Source organism: Luteibacter sp. HA06 (assembly GCF_054061215.1).
In genome coordinates this window covers 3448056-3462945 of sequence record NZ_JBSSDZ010000001.1, presented here as the reverse complement: position 1 = coordinate 3462945, position 14890 = coordinate 3448056, and the positions used below count along the sequence as shown (strand labels likewise).

Genomic DNA, 14890 nt, shown 5'->3' with positions numbered 1-14890 from the left:
CGCGGCAAGATCGGATCCTCAAGCAATAGCGGCAAGCGTCGGAATCTCATGCGGTTGTGTTAATTGCTTGTATACGCCCAGTGATGGTGGAAGACTCGATATCAGGCGAGGTCTTCCCCTGTTAACGACCCCGTCTTAACGCACGCTATTTAGCAACCTGATCACCACGTCGGGCTGGCTCACTTCGCTTAAATTAATGGGTAAGGGTCGTCATCATGAAACGTAATAAGCTTGCGTGCGCTTTGGCCGCGCTTCTTCTCACTCCTGTCGCCAGTACCGCGTGGGCGCAGTCTGCAACTACCGATGGCGCCCAGCAGGGAACCAACGCCAACCCCAGCACGCTGCAGACGATCACGGTGACCGGTTCGGCTATTCCGCGTATCGATACCGAAACCGCTTCGCCGGTGACGACGATTACTTCCAAGGACATCGCGCGCAGCGGCTACACGACCATCTCCGATGTGGTGCGCTCGATCTCGGCCGACAACAGTGGCTCGATTCCCAACAGCTTCACCGCCGGCTTCGCTGCGGGCTCCTCGGGCGTCGCCCTGCGCGGCCTGACCGTGAACTCCACGCTGGTGCTGATCGACGGGCATCGTGCGGCCAGCTACGCCGTGGCCGATGACGGCCAGCGTTCCTTCGTCGATCTGAATACGATCCCGCTTGCCGCCGTCGACCGCATCGAGGTGCTGAAGGACGGCGCCTCGTCGCTGTACGGTGCCGACGCCATCGCTGGCGTGGTCAACGTGATCCTCAAGCCAGGCTACCAGGGCGTTGAGGCGACGGCTGATGTCGGCAACTCCGCGCACGGTGGTGGCTTCACGCGCAAGGCGACTTTCCTCGCCGGCGGCGGCGACCTGAATAAGGACGGCTACAACGCCTACTTCAGCGCGCAGTACCAGGAAGACAACGCGATCAGCGCGGGCGATCGCGGATTTCCGTACAACACCTCGGATCTGAGCAGCATCGGCGGCGCCAATCTGCAGACCGGCCAGCCGGCTAACGGCTCGGGTTCGATCTACGGCTCGGTGACCCCTGGGACCCTGGGCACGCCTGGCGACGTCACCACCGGCGTTCCGAATACCGGCGCGACTGCCAGCCTGCTCAATGGCAGCTGCGGTGCCAAAGGCCAGTTGACCCACGATAGCTCGGGTACCTACTGCCAGCAGAACACGGCGGCGCAGTACGGCCAGATCCAGGCCAAGACGAAGGAGGGCGGTGTTTATGGTCGTCTGACCATGAAGATCAATGACACGACCAAGGCGTACGTGTCGCTGAGCTACATGGAGACCAAGACCGATGCGATCGCATCCCCGGCGCAGATCCAGTCGGGCACGCCAAACAACACCAATAACATTGCCTTGCCGGCGTACCTGAGCAACGGCAGCCTCAACCCGAACGATCCGTTCGCGGCAAGCGGTCAGGCCGCACTGCTCAACTATGCGTTCGGCGACATTCCCCGTGGCAGCAGCTACGACAATCACAACCTGCGTATCGTTGGCGATATCGCCGGTACCTGGGGTGAGTGGAACTACGACGCGTCGTTGGTCCTCAATCACACCAGCCTCGATTCCCAGCTCTACGGCTATCTCAATTACGGGGCGCTGATCAACGCGGTCAATACAGGTAGCTACAACTTCCTCAACCCGGCATCGAACAGTGCGTCGGTACGCAACGCGCTTGCGCCGGGCTACAACAAGACGTCCACGTCGGACCTCAATGCCATCGACCTGGCGGCCAACCGCTCGTTGTTCGACCTTCCGGGCGGTGCGCTTGGCATGGCAGCCGGTATCCAGCTGCGTCAGGAACGGCAGGACGACCCCACGTTGAATCCGGGTAACGAGTTCCAGGGCCTGGGCAATGCACAGACCAAGGGAAGCCGCGATGTCGAGGGTGCCTATCTTGAATTCGATGCGCCGTTGCTGGAGTCGCTGGAAGCGGATCTTTCCGGTCGCGTCGATCATTACTCGGACATCGGTACGGAGTTCGCGCCCAAGCTGGGCCTGAAGTGGAAACCGCTCGACTGGCTGGCGGTGCGCGGCACGTTCTCCAAGGGCGTGCGTGCTCCGAGCTTCTCGGAGAACGGCTCGAGCTCCAACGAAGGCTTCGTCACGTACAACGTACCGGCGGATTTTGCTGCACTCCATGGCAATAACGGCTATGTGCAGTCGTATCAGCTGGCGCAGTTCACCGACGCGAACAAGAACATCAAGCCGGAGCGTGCGAAGAGCTACACGTTGGGTCTCGTATTGCAGCCGACCAGCTGGCTGAATGCGTCGTTCGACTACTACCACATCAAGAAAACCGACGTGATCACGTCGACGGACGCGAATCAGATCCTGGACGCGTACTACGCTGGCCAGCCGTTGCCGGCAGGTACCCAGGTCATCGCCGACAAGGCGGACCCGGCCAATCCCACCGCGCTGGCTCGTCCGATCGAAGTGATCGGCAGCTATATCAATGCCAACTCGCTGAAGACCGACGGCCTCGATGTCGACCTGCAGGCGCACTTCACCTTCAACAACGGTATCCAGTACATCTCCGACTTCAGTGGTACGGACATCTTCAGCTGGAAGCTGACGCTGCCCGATGGCACCGTGGAATCGTTCTCGGGCACGCACGGTCCGTACAACCTGTCGTCCGGCGCGGGTACGCCGCGTTATCGTGAGTCGTGGTCGAACACGATGATCTGGAACAACCTCACCCTGACGGGCACGTTCTATCACACCAGTGGTTTGAAGAACACGGCGCCGGATGTGTATGGCAGTGACTGCATTCCGGACGGCTATTCCAGCTGCCGCGTCGGTTCGTTCACCGAGTTCAACCTGACCAGCAGCTACCAGTTCACCCCGAAGATCGCCGTGACGGCGTCGGTAGAGAACGCGTTCGATCGCAAGGCGCCGTTGGACGTGGCTAACTATGCGGCCGTGAACTACAACCCGACGTATGCGCAGGACGGTGCGATCGGGCGGTTCTTCAACCTGGGTGTGAAGGTCAAGCTGTAAGTCCCGAATTTGGGAATGTAGGACTGTAAGACTGTAAAGATGTAGGACTGCAAGACTGCAAGACTGTAAGAATGTGGGAGCCGATTCATCGGCGATAGGGTGCTTGCGGCTAGCACCCATTTCGCCGATGAATCGGCTCCCACACAAGCAACAGCAACGACGGCTTTACTTCTTGTCGAATGAGGGCGGGGCGTCTGTCGCCTTCGTCGCCCACGCCTTGTTCGGCTTGTCCGAGAGGTCGAATTCCAGCTTGCCGCCCTTGAGGGCGAAGGACTCGGGGAGCCACGACTTCGTGGTGACCTTTCCGTCGACCTTCAACGACGTGACATATGGCTTACCCGTACCGGCATTCGGCGCCTCGATCACGACATTGCCATCAGGCCGGTGCACGGTGGCCCTGGTAAACAACGGACTGCCGACGACCATCTCCGCACGGCCGGGAATCGACGGGTACACGCCAAGCGCGGCGAACACGTACCACGACGACATCTCACCAAGATCGTCATTGCCCGGAATGCCATTCGGCGCATTCACCCAGATCGTATCGAGCACGCGGCGCACTAGCTCCTGCGTCTTCCACGGCTGGCCGGCGAAGTTGTAGAGCCACGGCGTGCCGATGGACGGTTCGTTATCGAGCTCCGCGTGAAGCGGGCCGGACTTGGTGACGGCGAACGTACCGTCGGGCTGATAGAAGAATCCATCGAGTCGCTTGCGTGCCTTTTCGCGGCCGCCCATGGCGTCGAACAAGCCGCCGACATTAAACGGCACCATCCACACGTACTGCGCGGCGCTGCCTTCGACGAAGCCATCTTCGGTGGAGGGTGTAAACGCGTGCGGCTGCTCCTTGTCGTCGTCCTTGATCAGCGCCCAGGTGCCATCTGCATTGCGATTGCGGATGTATCCGCCTTCCGGCGTGGCCTGGGGATCGAACAGGTTGCGCCAGTACTGCGCACGGCCGAGGAAGCGCTGCGAGGTTGCGACATCGCCCAGACGTAATGCAAGCGAGCTGATGCCGAACTCGGCAGCCACAGTTTCCAGCGTATCGGCCGCTGGCCCCCAGGCGGGTGCGCCGACCGGTATGTAGTGCAGCTTGAGCCACGCATCGAGACCGGGGCGCTGGCCGACGCATTCGACTTCACAGCCGTCATGCGAGAGGTCGAGCGCGGTCGGGTTGTCGGCCGCGTGGACAAGAGAGGCGAGGGCGCCCTTGGCGTCGAAGTCGCGCCCGCCGAAGGCATAGATGCCAGCGATCGCGGCTGCGGCCGGATCGCCGTTCATCACGTGCGTGCCGCCGTTGTTGTGCGTCCAGCGGTCCCATACGCCGTTGTTCTGCTGGGCCTGGTTGTAGAGGCTCTGGGCGATGTCGCTCGCCGTCTTCGGCTCGAGCCACGCGACCATCGGCAGCTGTGAGCGATAGACGTCCCAGCCGGAGAAGTTCGCGTATTGCGCTTTCTGGCTACCGCTGACCTTATGGACCTTCTGGTCGAAACCGGCGTATTCACCGTTGATGTCGCTGAACACGTTCGGCGTCATCAGGGAGTGGTAGAGCGCCGTGTAGAACACGGTGCGCTGGTCCGGCGTGCCGCCTTCGATATCGATATGCGAGAGGCGCGCATTCCAGGCGTCGACGGCCTTATCCCGCAGGGCTTCGAATGTCGTTCCCTTGGGGTTCTCGGCGTCGAGGTTGGCCTGGGCATTCGCGGTGCTGACGTACGAAATGCCGACGCGCACGTTGACCGTGCTCGTGCCCTTGGCGAAGCCGACCCATGCACCCGAGCCCTTGCCGGTATCCGGGAAGCCTTTCTCTCCGTAACCCGTGCCGCCTTCGGCCTGCTTGCCACCCTTGGTAACGGTGGTGTCCTTCCAGGTGCCCGTATCGGCAAACGGCTGGTCGAATTCGATCACGTAGTGAACGGTGTAGTAGCTACGACGATCGGCTTCGTTGATGTAACCGCAGAAGTTGCCGCTGGTGACCTCACCACTGATGCGCTGATGTGCGGCATCGACGCTGACCGTCGCCTTCTCGGAACCGGACTCGGAATCCGACGCGCGTACGAGCACGTTGACCGGCTTGCCCGCGGGAAAGGCGAAGCGCGCCGCGCCCGAGTGCAGCGCAGCGGTGAGGTCGGTGGTGACGCCGTTGTCGAGAGTCACGTGATAGTGGCCGGCCTTGGCCACTTCGTTCGCGTGCGAGAATTTCGATGCGTACGCGTGACGGAAGTCGGTCGACGGAGAAGCGGCGACGTCCTCAGTGATCGGCATGATCGGCACGTCGCCCGAGCCGCCCGCACAACCCCAGCCTTCGACATTGGTCAGGCTGAAGCCGCGGATGGCATCGGCGCGGTACTCGTAGCCACCCGGCGCGGCGATCGGCGACTTCTTGCCGGGTAACGGCGAGGCCTCCGGGGAGAACTGCAGCATGCCGAACGGCACCACGGCGCCGGGGAACACATTACCCCCGTTGGCGGTGCCGATAAGCGGATTGACCAGGGCGGCGGGGCCCGATGCGGCGGCGACGGCCGCAGGCAACAAGGCAGCGGCAAGGACGAACGGGTGCATCGCGCGCAAGGGCATATCTCCGTGGGACCGGTATTTATATCGATTGAAATCCCATTTGGCGCGGCGGTCGTGTGCCAACGGTCATGGATGCGCTGCACCATGCCGTCTCGCCGGAGGGGGTATTACCAGAGGATGCCGTCGTTCGGCTTCACCGGCTCGAGGCCGTGCGACTCGCCGAGGGCGTCGCGCAGGTCGATCTCGATGCTTCGGGTGAGGGTGGTCATCGGAACGTCGTCGTCGAGGTTCTCGAAGGGGTTCTGCATGTCGTTGCCGATCTGCAGCAGTGCCAGGAACAGGAAGCCGGCGACCGTGGAACCGAGCGGGGTGTACACGCCCAGGGTTTCCACCAGACCCAACGGCAGGAGGATGCAGAAGCCGTGGGTGAAGATGGCAGGGTAGGTCGCATATTGCTGCGGGAGCGGTGTGTTCTTGATCCGCTCCATGCCGCCCTGGGCGTTGGAGATATCCGAAAGCGTGCGGGCGAAGGCCGCAAGCAGGATGGGCTCGGGCTTCGCCTCGGCGATAAGCGTACCCGTGCGCACGTGGATGGCGTTCGGCACGTTGGCGACACGATGCAGCGACTCGATTTCATCGGCGCGCAGGCGCGTAGTGAGCTCCTCCCACGGCGACTGGCGACGCAGGTGCAGCCGCAGCGCATGCACGTAGGCAATCTGCCGATGCGCGATCGCGATGGCGGTGGCACGCTCCGGCAGCATGGTGAGCGCCTCGCGGCCCAGGGTGCGTGAGGCATTGACCATCGCGCCCCACAACGTGCGTGCTTCCCACCAGCGCGCATAGGCGGTGGTGTTGCGGAAGCTCAGGTACACGGCGACAGCGGAGCCGAGCAGGGTCAGCGGCAGGGCGGGAAACTCGGCGGTCCAGCGCGGGTGCATCACGTACCAGAAGGCCGTTACGGCCACGTCCCATGCGAACAGCCAGATGAGCGGCTTGCCCACGTAACGCAGGATGTGGCCCAGATGCGCCCGGCCGGGAAGGATCACGCCTGGTGCTCGCGCTTGATCGCTTCGGCCAGGGGGATGAAGTTGTTATTCGTTTCGTCGAGCACGGTGATCTTGCCGTCGCCGATGTCGTAGACCCAGCCGAGCAGGTTGATCGCATCGTTGGCCAGCGCGGCGGCCACTGCAGGATGCGAACGCAGATGGGTGAGCTGGAGACGCACGTTCTCTTCGATCACCGCCTGCATGGCGTCGGCACCCTCGAGCTTGCGTGCGAACACGGCGCTCTTGGCCGCCTGCGCATTGCGTAGCCAGGCTTCGACCGTTGGCAGGTCTTTGGTGGACTCAGGATTGAGCAGGCCCTTCATGGCGCCGCAGTCGGTGTGACCACAGACCACGACATGCTGCACGCCGAGCACCATGACGGCGTACTCGACCACGGCGGACACGCCACCGAGCATCTCGCCGTAACCCGGCACGATATTGCCGATGTTGCGGCAGACGAAGAGCTCACCCGGCTGGGTCTGGGTGATCATCTCGGGCACCACGCGGGAATCCGCGCAGGTGATGAAGAGGGTATGGGGGGTCTGGCCTTCGGCCAGCTCGCTGAACAGCTTGCGGTTTTCCGGTTCCGGAAAAACGTTATGGCTGAAGTCCTGGACGCCTTTGAGGAGGCCGAGCAGGCTGTCGTCGCGCGGAGTTTCCTGGGTCATGTGCGTTGCCTTGGAAAAGCTAGGCGAACAGTTTATGACAATAAAAGTAGTGTGGGAGCCGCTTCAGCGGCGAAACAGTGGTGTGGGAGCCGCTTCAGCGGCGAAAAGCCAACGGAGCGGGGTAGCGGCAAGCCCCATCGCCGGCGTAGCCGGCTCCCACACGGGGCATAGCCGGCTCCCACGCAGAGCATCGCCGCTGAAGCGGCTCCCACATTTGCTTAGGGATGCAGAGGCTTAGGCCTCTGCATCCTCTTTGTACGCATCGATCGGGATGCAGGCGCACATCACGTTCTTGTCGCCGTAGACGTTGTCCACGCGGGATACCGGCGGCCAGTACTTGGAGAGGCGGAGCGAGGGCAGCGGGAAGGCCGCAAGTTCACGCGGGTAGGCGTGGGTCCACTCGGTGCCAATGACCATGGTGGCCGTGTGCGGGGCGTTGCGGAGCGGGTTGTCCTCGCGGTCCAGGCGGCCGTCTTCCACTGCACGGATTTCGTCGCGGATCTGGATCATGGCGTCGATGAAACGGTCCAGTTCGTGCTGCGACTCGCTCTCGGTTGGCTCGACCATCAGCGTGCCGGCGACCGGGAAGCTCAGGGTCGGGGCGTGGAAGCCGAAGTCGATCAGGCGCTTGGCGACGTCTTCCGCGCCGACGCCCGTGGCGTCTTTGAGCGGACGCAGGTCGAGGATGCACTCGTGCGCCACCAGGCCGTTACGACCGGTGTAGAGGGTGTCGTAATGCGGGGCGAGACGCTTGGCAATGTAGTTGGCGTTGAGCAGCGCGACCTGGGTCGCCTTGCGCAGGCCTTCGGTGCCCATCAGCGTGATGTACATCCAGGAGATCGGCAGGATCGAGGCCGAGCCGAAGCTGGCCGCGCTGACCATGCCGACATCGCCCTCACCGCCGAACGTGCGCGGCAGGAACGGAGCCAGATGCGACTTGACCGCGCACGGGCCCACGCCGGGGCCGCCGCCGCCGTGCGGAATGCAGAAGGTCTTGTGCAGGTTGAGGTGCGAGACGTCCGAACCCCACTTCCCGGGCTTGGCCACGCCGACCAGCGCGTTCATGTTCGCGCCGTCGGTGTACACCTGGCCGCCGTGCTTGTGCACGATGTCGCAGATGGCGACCACGTCCTCCTCGAACACGCCGTGCGTGGACGGGTAGGTGATCATGATGGCGGCGAGGCGGTCCGAATACTTCTCGGCCTTCTCGCGGATATCGTCCACATCGACGTTGCCGTTGGCATCGCAGCGCGTGACGACGACGGTCATGCCGCACATCTGCGCGGAGGCCGGGTTGGTGCCGTGTGCCGATTCCGGGATGAGGCAGATGTCGCGATGGCCTTCATTACGCGAGCGGTGGTACGCACGAATCGCGAGCAGGCCGGCGTATTCGCCCTGGGCACCGGAGTTCGGCTGCAGGCTCACCGAGTCGTAGCCGGTGCACTCGACCAGCATCGCTTCGAGTTCGTCGATCAGCTGCTTGTAACCCTGTGCCTGGTCGGCCGGGGCAAGCGGATGGATGTTGGCAAACTCAGGCCACGTGACCGGGATCATCTCGGCGGTCGCGTTGAGCTTCATGGTGCAGGAGCCCAGCGGGATCATCGTGCGGTCGAGCGCGAGATCCTTGTCGGCGAGACCACGCAGGTAGCGCAGCAGTTCGTGCTCGCTGTGGTGCGTGTTGAACACCGGGTGCTCGAGGAACGCGGTGGTGCGGAGCAGGGCGCCCGGAAGGGCGTCGGCGGTGGCGGCATCGAGCGCGTCGATGTCGGTGGCGTCCGCGCCAAAGACGCCAGCCAGCGTGGCGATATCCGCACGCGTGGTCGTCTCGTCGAGGCTGATGCCGACGCTGGAAGCGTCGATCGCGCGCAGGTTCACGCCCGCGGTTGCGGCCTTGGCGTGAATGGCCTTCGCGTCGATACCGGTCACGTGCAGCGTGTCGAAGTAGTCATTGCCGACAGTCACACCGGCCTTACCGAGCGCACCAGCGAGGATCGCAGCGAGGCGATGCGTGCGACGCGCAATGCGAGCGAGGCCTTCCGGACCGTGATACACGGCGTACATGCTGGCCATGACGGCGAGCAGCACCTGCGCGGTACAGATGTTGGACGTGGCCTTCTCGCGGCGGATGTGCTGCTCGCGGGTCTGCAGGGTGAGGCGGTAAGCCGGCTTGCCCTCGGTGTCGACGGACACGCCGATCAGGCGACCCGGCATCGAGCGCTTGTACGCGTCGCGGCAGGCGAGGTAGGCGGCGTGCGGGCCGCCGAAGCCGTACGGCACGCCGAAACGCTGCGTGTTACCGACGACGATGTCCGCACCCCAGCTGCCCGGCGAAGCGAGCAGAGTGAGGGCGAGCAGATCCGTCGCGACGCAGACGATGCCGCCGCGCGCATGGGTCGCGTCGGCCAGCGCCTGATAGGCGTTCGCGCGACCGAAGGTGTTCGGGTACTGCAGCAGCACGCCGAAGCTGTCGACGCTGGCGCCCTCGGCGTCATCGCCGATGTGCAGCTCGATGCCGATACCGTCGGCACGCGTGCGCAGCACTTCGAGCGTCTGCGGATGGACGTCCTTCGAGACGAAGAAGACATTCGACTTCGACTTGGCCGAGCGCTTGGCCAGCGTCATCGCTTCGGCGGCGGCGGTGGCTTCATCCAGCAGCGAGGCATTGGAGATGTCCATGCCCGTGAGGTCGGCGACCATGGTCTGGAAGTTGATCAGCGCTTCCATGCGGCCCTGCGAGATCTCCGCCTGGTACGGCGTATACGCCGTGTACCACGCCGGGTTCTCGAGCACGTTGCGCAGGATGACGTTCGGGGTGAGCGTGCCGTAGTAGCCCTGGCCGATGAAGCTGCGGAAGACGGTGTTGCGGTCGGCGATGGCGCGGATCTTGGCCAGCGCTTCTTCCTCGGTCACCGCGGCGGGCAGGGCGAGCGGGGCGGGAGACTTGATCGAGCCGGGAACAATGGCGTCGGTCAGCGCATCCAGCGTGTTATGGCCGACGACGCGGAGCATCTCGGCGATCTCGGCATCGTTCGGACCGATGTGGCGTTCGATGAACGCGCCATGGTTCTCGAGCTCACGCAGCGAAGGAGAGTTTTTCTGGCTCATGACTTGGAGGCATCCGAAAGAACGTGCCGTGCCGGCACGTGGGGCGCCCCTCTGTCCTTTTGCCTGAGAGTTTGGAGGCAGGTAAGCCTCTTGCACCTTCGGCGCCGGATTTAACCGGTCTCTCCAGAGTGATGAAGCACGTCGGTGGTCATGGGGGCCTGAGCGATTACGGGCGTTGCGCCTTCGGCAGCGGGTCCTTCCGCTTCTCCCACCGGGTGTTGCTGCCCGGCATTATACAGGCGCCCGCCCCTGTATGTAGGAGCCGATTCATCGGCGATCCCAGCCCCCTCAGCCCTCAAACTGCCCACGCATCAAGGCCATATAAGCCCCCTCCGAGGTCTCTCGCCTCGCCTTGACCAGGGGTTTGATGTCCTCGGTCGCCACATATCGCAGCTGGCGCGTCCCATCGGTCACCGCCTGGAAGATTACCGAGGCCACGTCCTCCGAGGTCGCGAGCCGGTTGGCGCGCAGGCCCTCGAACACCTTCCCCGTGGCCGCCACGAAGTCCTCATAACCCGCCGGCACCATCGCGTTGCCGAACTCGTCCGACGATCGCGCACCGAATTTCGTATCGAGCACGCCACCCGGCTCGACGATCTTTACCGTGATGCCCTGCGAGGCCAGCTCGTACGACAGTGATTCTGAGAACCCCTCCAGCGCAAACTTGCTGGCGTTGTACAGCGAGATCATCGGCAGGCCGAACACGCCGGCACCAGAGCTTACGTTGACGATCGTCCCGCTGCGCCGCGAACGGAAGTGCGGGAGGATGGCGCGTGTCACGTCCATGACGCCGAACACGTTCACGTCGAACTGTTCCTGGATCTTTTCCCGGCTGGCGCCTTCGAAGATGCCGAACAGGCCGAAGCCCGCGTTGTTCACGATGGCATCGATAGCACCGAAGCGGGCAATGCCCTCGGCGATGGCGCTGTCGATGCTGGCGAGATCCTGCACGTCGAGCCTGGCGACAAGGATGTTCTTGTGAGCAGTGGCAAGGTCCGCGCCGGCTGCCCGGTCGCGCATGGTGGCGATCACCTGCCAGCCCTGAGCAGCGAAGTGCAGGGCGGCGGCCTTGCCAAAGCCGGTCGAGGCGCCGGTGATGAGTACGGTCGGGGTCATGACGGAGTTCCTGTTGAAGACCTGAAACAAAGTAGTTGCGTCCCGGCGTACTAACAATCAGGCTTATCCGGGACGTATCGATGCGGGAATTCGCACAATGCACAAGGCCGGCCTGATCGAACTGCAGGCGGTGCTCGCAGTCGCGACGCACCAGAGCTTCCGTCGCGCGGCGATCGCCGTGGGCATGTCGCCATCGGCGTTGAGTCATGCGGTGGCCGCCCTCGAGCAGCGCATGGGCGTACGCCTGTTCAACCGCACGACGCGCAGCGTGTCCCTGTCCGAGGCGGGAGAACAGTTCGTCGCGCGGATACGTCCGGCGCTTGGCGAGATATCGGCAGCGATGGAAGCGGCGAACGCGTTCCGCGACAGCCCGACAGGCACCCTCCGCATCAACACCTCCGAGGGAGCGGCGGCGATGATCCTCGAACCGATGCTGCTCGAATACGTGCGGCGTTTTCCCGAGATGCGCCTGGATGTCGTAACCGAAGGCCGCTTCGTCGACATCGTCGCCGAGGGCTTCGATGCCGGTGTGCGTATTGCCGACGATGTGCCGCAGGACATGGTCGGCGTTCGCTGCACGGGCCGCATGCGTTTTGTCGTCGTCGGCTCACCGGCCTACTTCAAGGATCGCCGCAAGCCGAAAGTGCCGGAGGATCTCCTCCAGCACATGTGCATTCGTAGTCGCCTCCCGAGTGGCACCTGGTACCGGTGGGAGTTCGAGAAGCGAGGGCAGGAGCGTCGCATCGACGTGGACGGACCCGTTGGGCTCGACAATCATCACCTGATGGTTTCCGCAGCCCTGGACGGCATGGGACTGATCTGGACCAGCGAGTGGAACGTCGCACCGTACCTGGCCGATGGTCGCCTGGTGGCTGTGCTCGAGGATTGGTGTCCGTACTTCGATGGGTTGAGCGTGTACTACCCGGCGCATCGCCACATGTCGGCGGGGTTACGTGCGTTCATTGATCTGGTTCGTGAGAAGGCGGAAGCGGGCGCGCCTTAGATGAAATGCCGCTGATCGTAGCTGTAGATCAGATCCGCAAGCACCATGTAAAGCGAGTGACCTTCGTTGCTGTAGGCCACCCACGCGTCTAGATGTAGGCGTAGGGCCGCGGCGGTGGCCCTACGTTTTTTCTAGACAAGGCTTACCAAGGCTCGACGCCTTCAGTGTTCGAGAAGCCGCCCGTCGGCCCATCGATAAGGAGAGCGACACGGACGGTCTCCGCGGCACCTTCGGCGATCGTCTGGTGGCCGCTGTTTCCGTTGAGGTCGGTAGCGGTGTAACCCGGATCCACGGCGTTGACCTTGATGCCCGCGTCCTTCAACTCGGCCGCAAGCAGCACGGTGAACATGTTCAGTGCCGCTTTGGAGGCGTTGTAGCCGGTGAGCTTGACCGCTGCGTACGGCCAATCCGGATCGGCGTTGTGCGTGATCGAGCCAAGGCCGCTGGAAACATTCACGATACGGCCCGAGGAGGACTTCTTCACCAGCGGCAACAGGGCCTGCGTGACAGCGACCGTTCCGAAGTAGTTTGTTTCGAAGGTGCGCCGCACGGCGTCGAGGTCGACGCTACCGGGCAGGCCGTCGCCCTGGATGGCGACGCCTGCGTTGTTGACGAGCACATCGATGTGACCTTCGTTGGCTTCGATATCGGATGCTGCCGCCTTGAGCGACGAGGCGTCGGACAAGTCGAGGGGAATATGGCGTACATCAATGCCCTCAGCCTGGAGGGCCTTCGCGGCTTCGACGCCACGCGTCGTGTCGCGTGCGCCGAGCAGGACCCGGTAGCCGGCTTTCCCGAGCTGGCGGGCGACTTCCAGGCCAATGCCCTTGTTGGCGCCCGTGACCAGGGCGATACGGCGATCTGCTGCGTTCATGGCATGTCCTTTGATTGGTGGATGGCGGGTGATGCTGTGTTCTAATTTATGAATCATCCTTCGGTTTTTACATTCGCATATGCCCGTGGTGCCCTCAGACGCGCTCAAGGCCCGTAAAACCCCACGTCAGGCGCGCTCCTCCGCCACCGTGGCGGCAATTCACGAGGCGACCTTTCAGGTTTTGCTGTCCGATGGCATCGGAAAGTTGACGACGACGCGCGTCGCGGAGCGGGCCGGCGTGTCCGTGGGCACGATGTACCAGTACTTCCCGCACAAGCAGGCGCTGCTCTATGCGGTGCTCGATGAGTACCTGGAGCACGTCGTGTTTGCGGTGGAAGAGGCCTGCACGCGGTTGTCAGGCGCCCGGCTGGTCGAGTTGTCGGACGGACTCGCCCAGGCCTACCTGGATGCGAAGTTGCGTCACATGCCGGCTTCCCTGGCGCTGTATGCGGTCGCTGCCGATCTGGATACGGCAAGTCTCGTCGCCGATGTCGTGCAACGTGTCGATCGGGCTGTCGAGCGGCTGCTGGCGAGCGCTGCCGACGCTACCTTCGACGACATTGGCAAGGTGACGTTTGCGCTGCGGACGATGCTCGTCGGCACGGTGAGGGCGGGGCTGGAGAACGACGCATCCCCTGGGACGCTGGCGATGCTGCGTAGCCAGCTCCCGGTGATGTGCCGCGCTTACCTGATGGTGGCGGCACGGCCATAGCACTTGCAAAATGACCGACGGTCATTTACGTTATGACCACTGGTCATTTCGGAGGTGTGCCGTGGCATCACAAGGTTGGGCGCTGGTTACCGGCGCATCGAGTGGGTTGGGTCAGGACTTTGCACGTGCCCTGGCGGAGAAGGGCAACAACGTCGTGCTGGCGGCGCGTCGTGAGGAGCCCATGGAGCGGCTCGCGGCCGATCTGCGCTCGCGTTATGGCGTAAAAGCGCATGTCGTCGCCCTGGATCTTTCAACCGAAGGCGCCGCAGCATCGCTGAAATCTCGCCTCGATGCGGAAGGCATCGCCGTCGACACGCTGATCAACAATGCCGGCCATGGCCTCACCGCGGAGTTCCTCGACGCTCCGGTCGATCGCATCAACGCCATGCTTCGACTCAATGTGCTCGGACTCACCGATCTGACCCACATCTTCGCCAACGACATGGCCAGGCGCGGTGGTGGCAGCGTCATGCTGGTCGCTAGTGTCGCGGCCTTCCAGCCGTGCCCTCATTTCGCGGCGTATGCCGCCAGCAAGGCCTATGTGCTCTCGCTTGGCGAGGCGCTGCACACTGAGTTGAAGGCGAAAAAGGTCGTAGTTACTGTGCTTTCGCCGGGCGTCACCGAGACGTCGTTCTTCGATGCCGCCGGCGAAGCGGCTAACGCGGCGATGAAACGGATGATGATGAAGCCGCGTCCCGTCGTCGATATAGGTCTCGCAGCCATGGCAGCGGGAAAGTCAGCGGTCGTCGCCGGTCGCGCGAATCGCGTGATGGCCTTCCTGTCGCGCCTGTTCTCGCGGCAGCAGCTTTCGCGCATCACCTATAGAATGGCGATGCCCTGATGATGG

Annotated in this window: 10 protein-coding genes and 1 riboswitch; of the genes, 4 read left to right on the top strand and 6 right to left on the bottom strand. The window is 63.4% G+C overall.

Annotated elements, in window-relative coordinates; all coding sequences use genetic code 11:
- The first annotated feature begins 215 nt into the window (after window positions 1-215).
- Window positions 216-3005 (top strand): TonB-dependent receptor domain-containing protein, encoded by a 2790-nt coding sequence (locus ACVWWJ_RS15930; protein WP_159893035.1) that lies wholly within the window; start codon window positions 216-218, stop codon window positions 3003-3005.
- A gap of 165 nt (window positions 3006-3170) precedes the next feature.
- Here ACVWWJ_RS15930 and ACVWWJ_RS15925 read toward each other — a convergent pair whose 3' ends face one another.
- The 5 genes from ACVWWJ_RS15925 to ACVWWJ_RS15905 all read right to left on the bottom strand — a co-directional run bounded on the left by ACVWWJ_RS15925 (window position 3171) and on the right by ACVWWJ_RS15905 (window position 11454).
- Window positions 3171-5564 (bottom strand): GH92 family glycosyl hydrolase, encoded by a 2394-nt coding sequence (locus ACVWWJ_RS15925; RefSeq protein WP_456969724.1) that lies wholly within the window; start codon window positions 5562-5564, stop codon window positions 3171-3173.
- A 122-nt stretch (window positions 5565-5686) separates the two neighbouring features.
- Window positions 5687-6565 (bottom strand): bestrophin family protein, encoded by an 879-nt coding sequence (locus ACVWWJ_RS15920; protein WP_456968654.1) that lies wholly within the window; start codon window positions 6563-6565, stop codon window positions 5687-5689.
- Entirely contained in the window at window positions 6562-7233 is a 672-nt protein-coding gene (locus ACVWWJ_RS15915) for a carbonic anhydrase (protein ID WP_159893029.1), read from the bottom strand. The genes ACVWWJ_RS15920 and ACVWWJ_RS15915 overlap by 4 nt, the downstream gene beginning before the upstream one ends.
- A gap of 234 nt (window positions 7234-7467) precedes the next feature.
- Complete coding sequence (gene gcvP, locus ACVWWJ_RS15910; RefSeq protein WP_456968653.1) at window positions 7468-10338, bottom strand: aminomethyl-transferring glycine dehydrogenase; 2871 nt, start codon at window positions 10336-10338, stop codon at window positions 7468-7470.
- A 41-nt stretch (window positions 10339-10379) separates the two neighbouring features.
- Window positions 10380-10475, bottom strand: a riboswitch (glycine riboswitch).
- Between the two features lie 151 nt (window positions 10476-10626).
- Entirely contained in the window at window positions 10627-11454 is an 828-nt protein-coding gene (locus ACVWWJ_RS15905; RefSeq protein ID WP_456968652.1) for an SDR family oxidoreductase, read from the bottom strand.
- A 97-nt stretch (window positions 11455-11551) separates the two neighbouring features.
- On the opposite strand from ACVWWJ_RS15905, the gene ACVWWJ_RS15900 reads away from it, so the two are divergent.
- Window positions 11552-12457, top strand: coding sequence for a LysR family transcriptional regulator (locus tag ACVWWJ_RS15900; RefSeq protein WP_456968651.1), 906 nt, complete (start codon window positions 11552-11554; stop codon window positions 12455-12457).
- Between the two features lie 142 nt (window positions 12458-12599).
- Here the strand turns inward: ACVWWJ_RS15900 and ACVWWJ_RS15895 are convergent, their stop codons facing one another.
- Window positions 12600-13331, bottom strand: a complete 732-nt coding sequence (locus ACVWWJ_RS15895) for an SDR family oxidoreductase (protein ID WP_159893019.1) — start codon at window positions 13329-13331, stop codon at window positions 12600-12602.
- Between the two features lie 79 nt (window positions 13332-13410).
- Here ACVWWJ_RS15895 and ACVWWJ_RS15890 point away from each other — a divergent pair, with 79 nt between their 5' ends.
- Window positions 13411-14043, top strand: a complete 633-nt coding sequence (locus tag ACVWWJ_RS15890) for a TetR/AcrR family transcriptional regulator (RefSeq protein WP_456968650.1) — start codon at window positions 13411-13413, stop codon at window positions 14041-14043.
- 61 nt (window positions 14044-14104) lie between these two features.
- Entirely contained in the window at window positions 14105-14884 is a 780-nt protein-coding gene (locus ACVWWJ_RS15885) for an SDR family NAD(P)-dependent oxidoreductase (RefSeq protein ID WP_456968649.1), read from the top strand.
- The last annotated feature ends 6 nt before the right edge of the window (window positions 14885-14890 follow it).

Excerpts from the sequence above, each read along its gene's own strand:
- ACVWWJ_RS15890 (WP_456968650.1), top strand. The coding sequence starts at position 13,411 with ATGCCCGTGGTGCCCTCAGACGCGCTCAAGGCCCGTAAAACCCCACGT.
- ACVWWJ_RS15930 (WP_159893035.1), top strand. The coding sequence starts at position 216 with ATGAAACGTAATAAGCTTGCGTGCGCTTTGGCCGCGCTTCTTCTCACT.
- ACVWWJ_RS15895 (WP_159893019.1), bottom strand. The coding sequence starts at position 13,331 with ATGAACGCAGCAGATCGCCGTATCGCCCTGGTCACGGGCGCCAACAAG.
- gcvP (WP_456968653.1), bottom strand. The coding sequence starts at position 10,338 with ATGAGCCAGAAAAACTCTCCTTCGCTGCGTGAGCTCGAGAACCATGGC.
- ACVWWJ_RS15900 (WP_456968651.1), top strand. The coding sequence starts at position 11,552 with ATGCACAAGGCCGGCCTGATCGAACTGCAGGCGGTGCTCGCAGTCGCG.
- ACVWWJ_RS15925 (WP_456969724.1), bottom strand. The coding sequence starts at position 5,564 with ATGCACCCGTTCGTCCTTGCCGCTGCCTTGTTGCCTGCGGCCGTCGCC.
- ACVWWJ_RS15915 (WP_159893029.1), bottom strand. The coding sequence starts at position 7,233 with ATGACCCAGGAAACTCCGCGCGACGACAGCCTGCTCGGCCTCCTCAAA.
- ACVWWJ_RS15905 (WP_456968652.1), bottom strand. The coding sequence starts at position 11,454 with ATGACCCCGACCGTACTCATCACCGGCGCCTCGACCGGCTTTGGCAAG.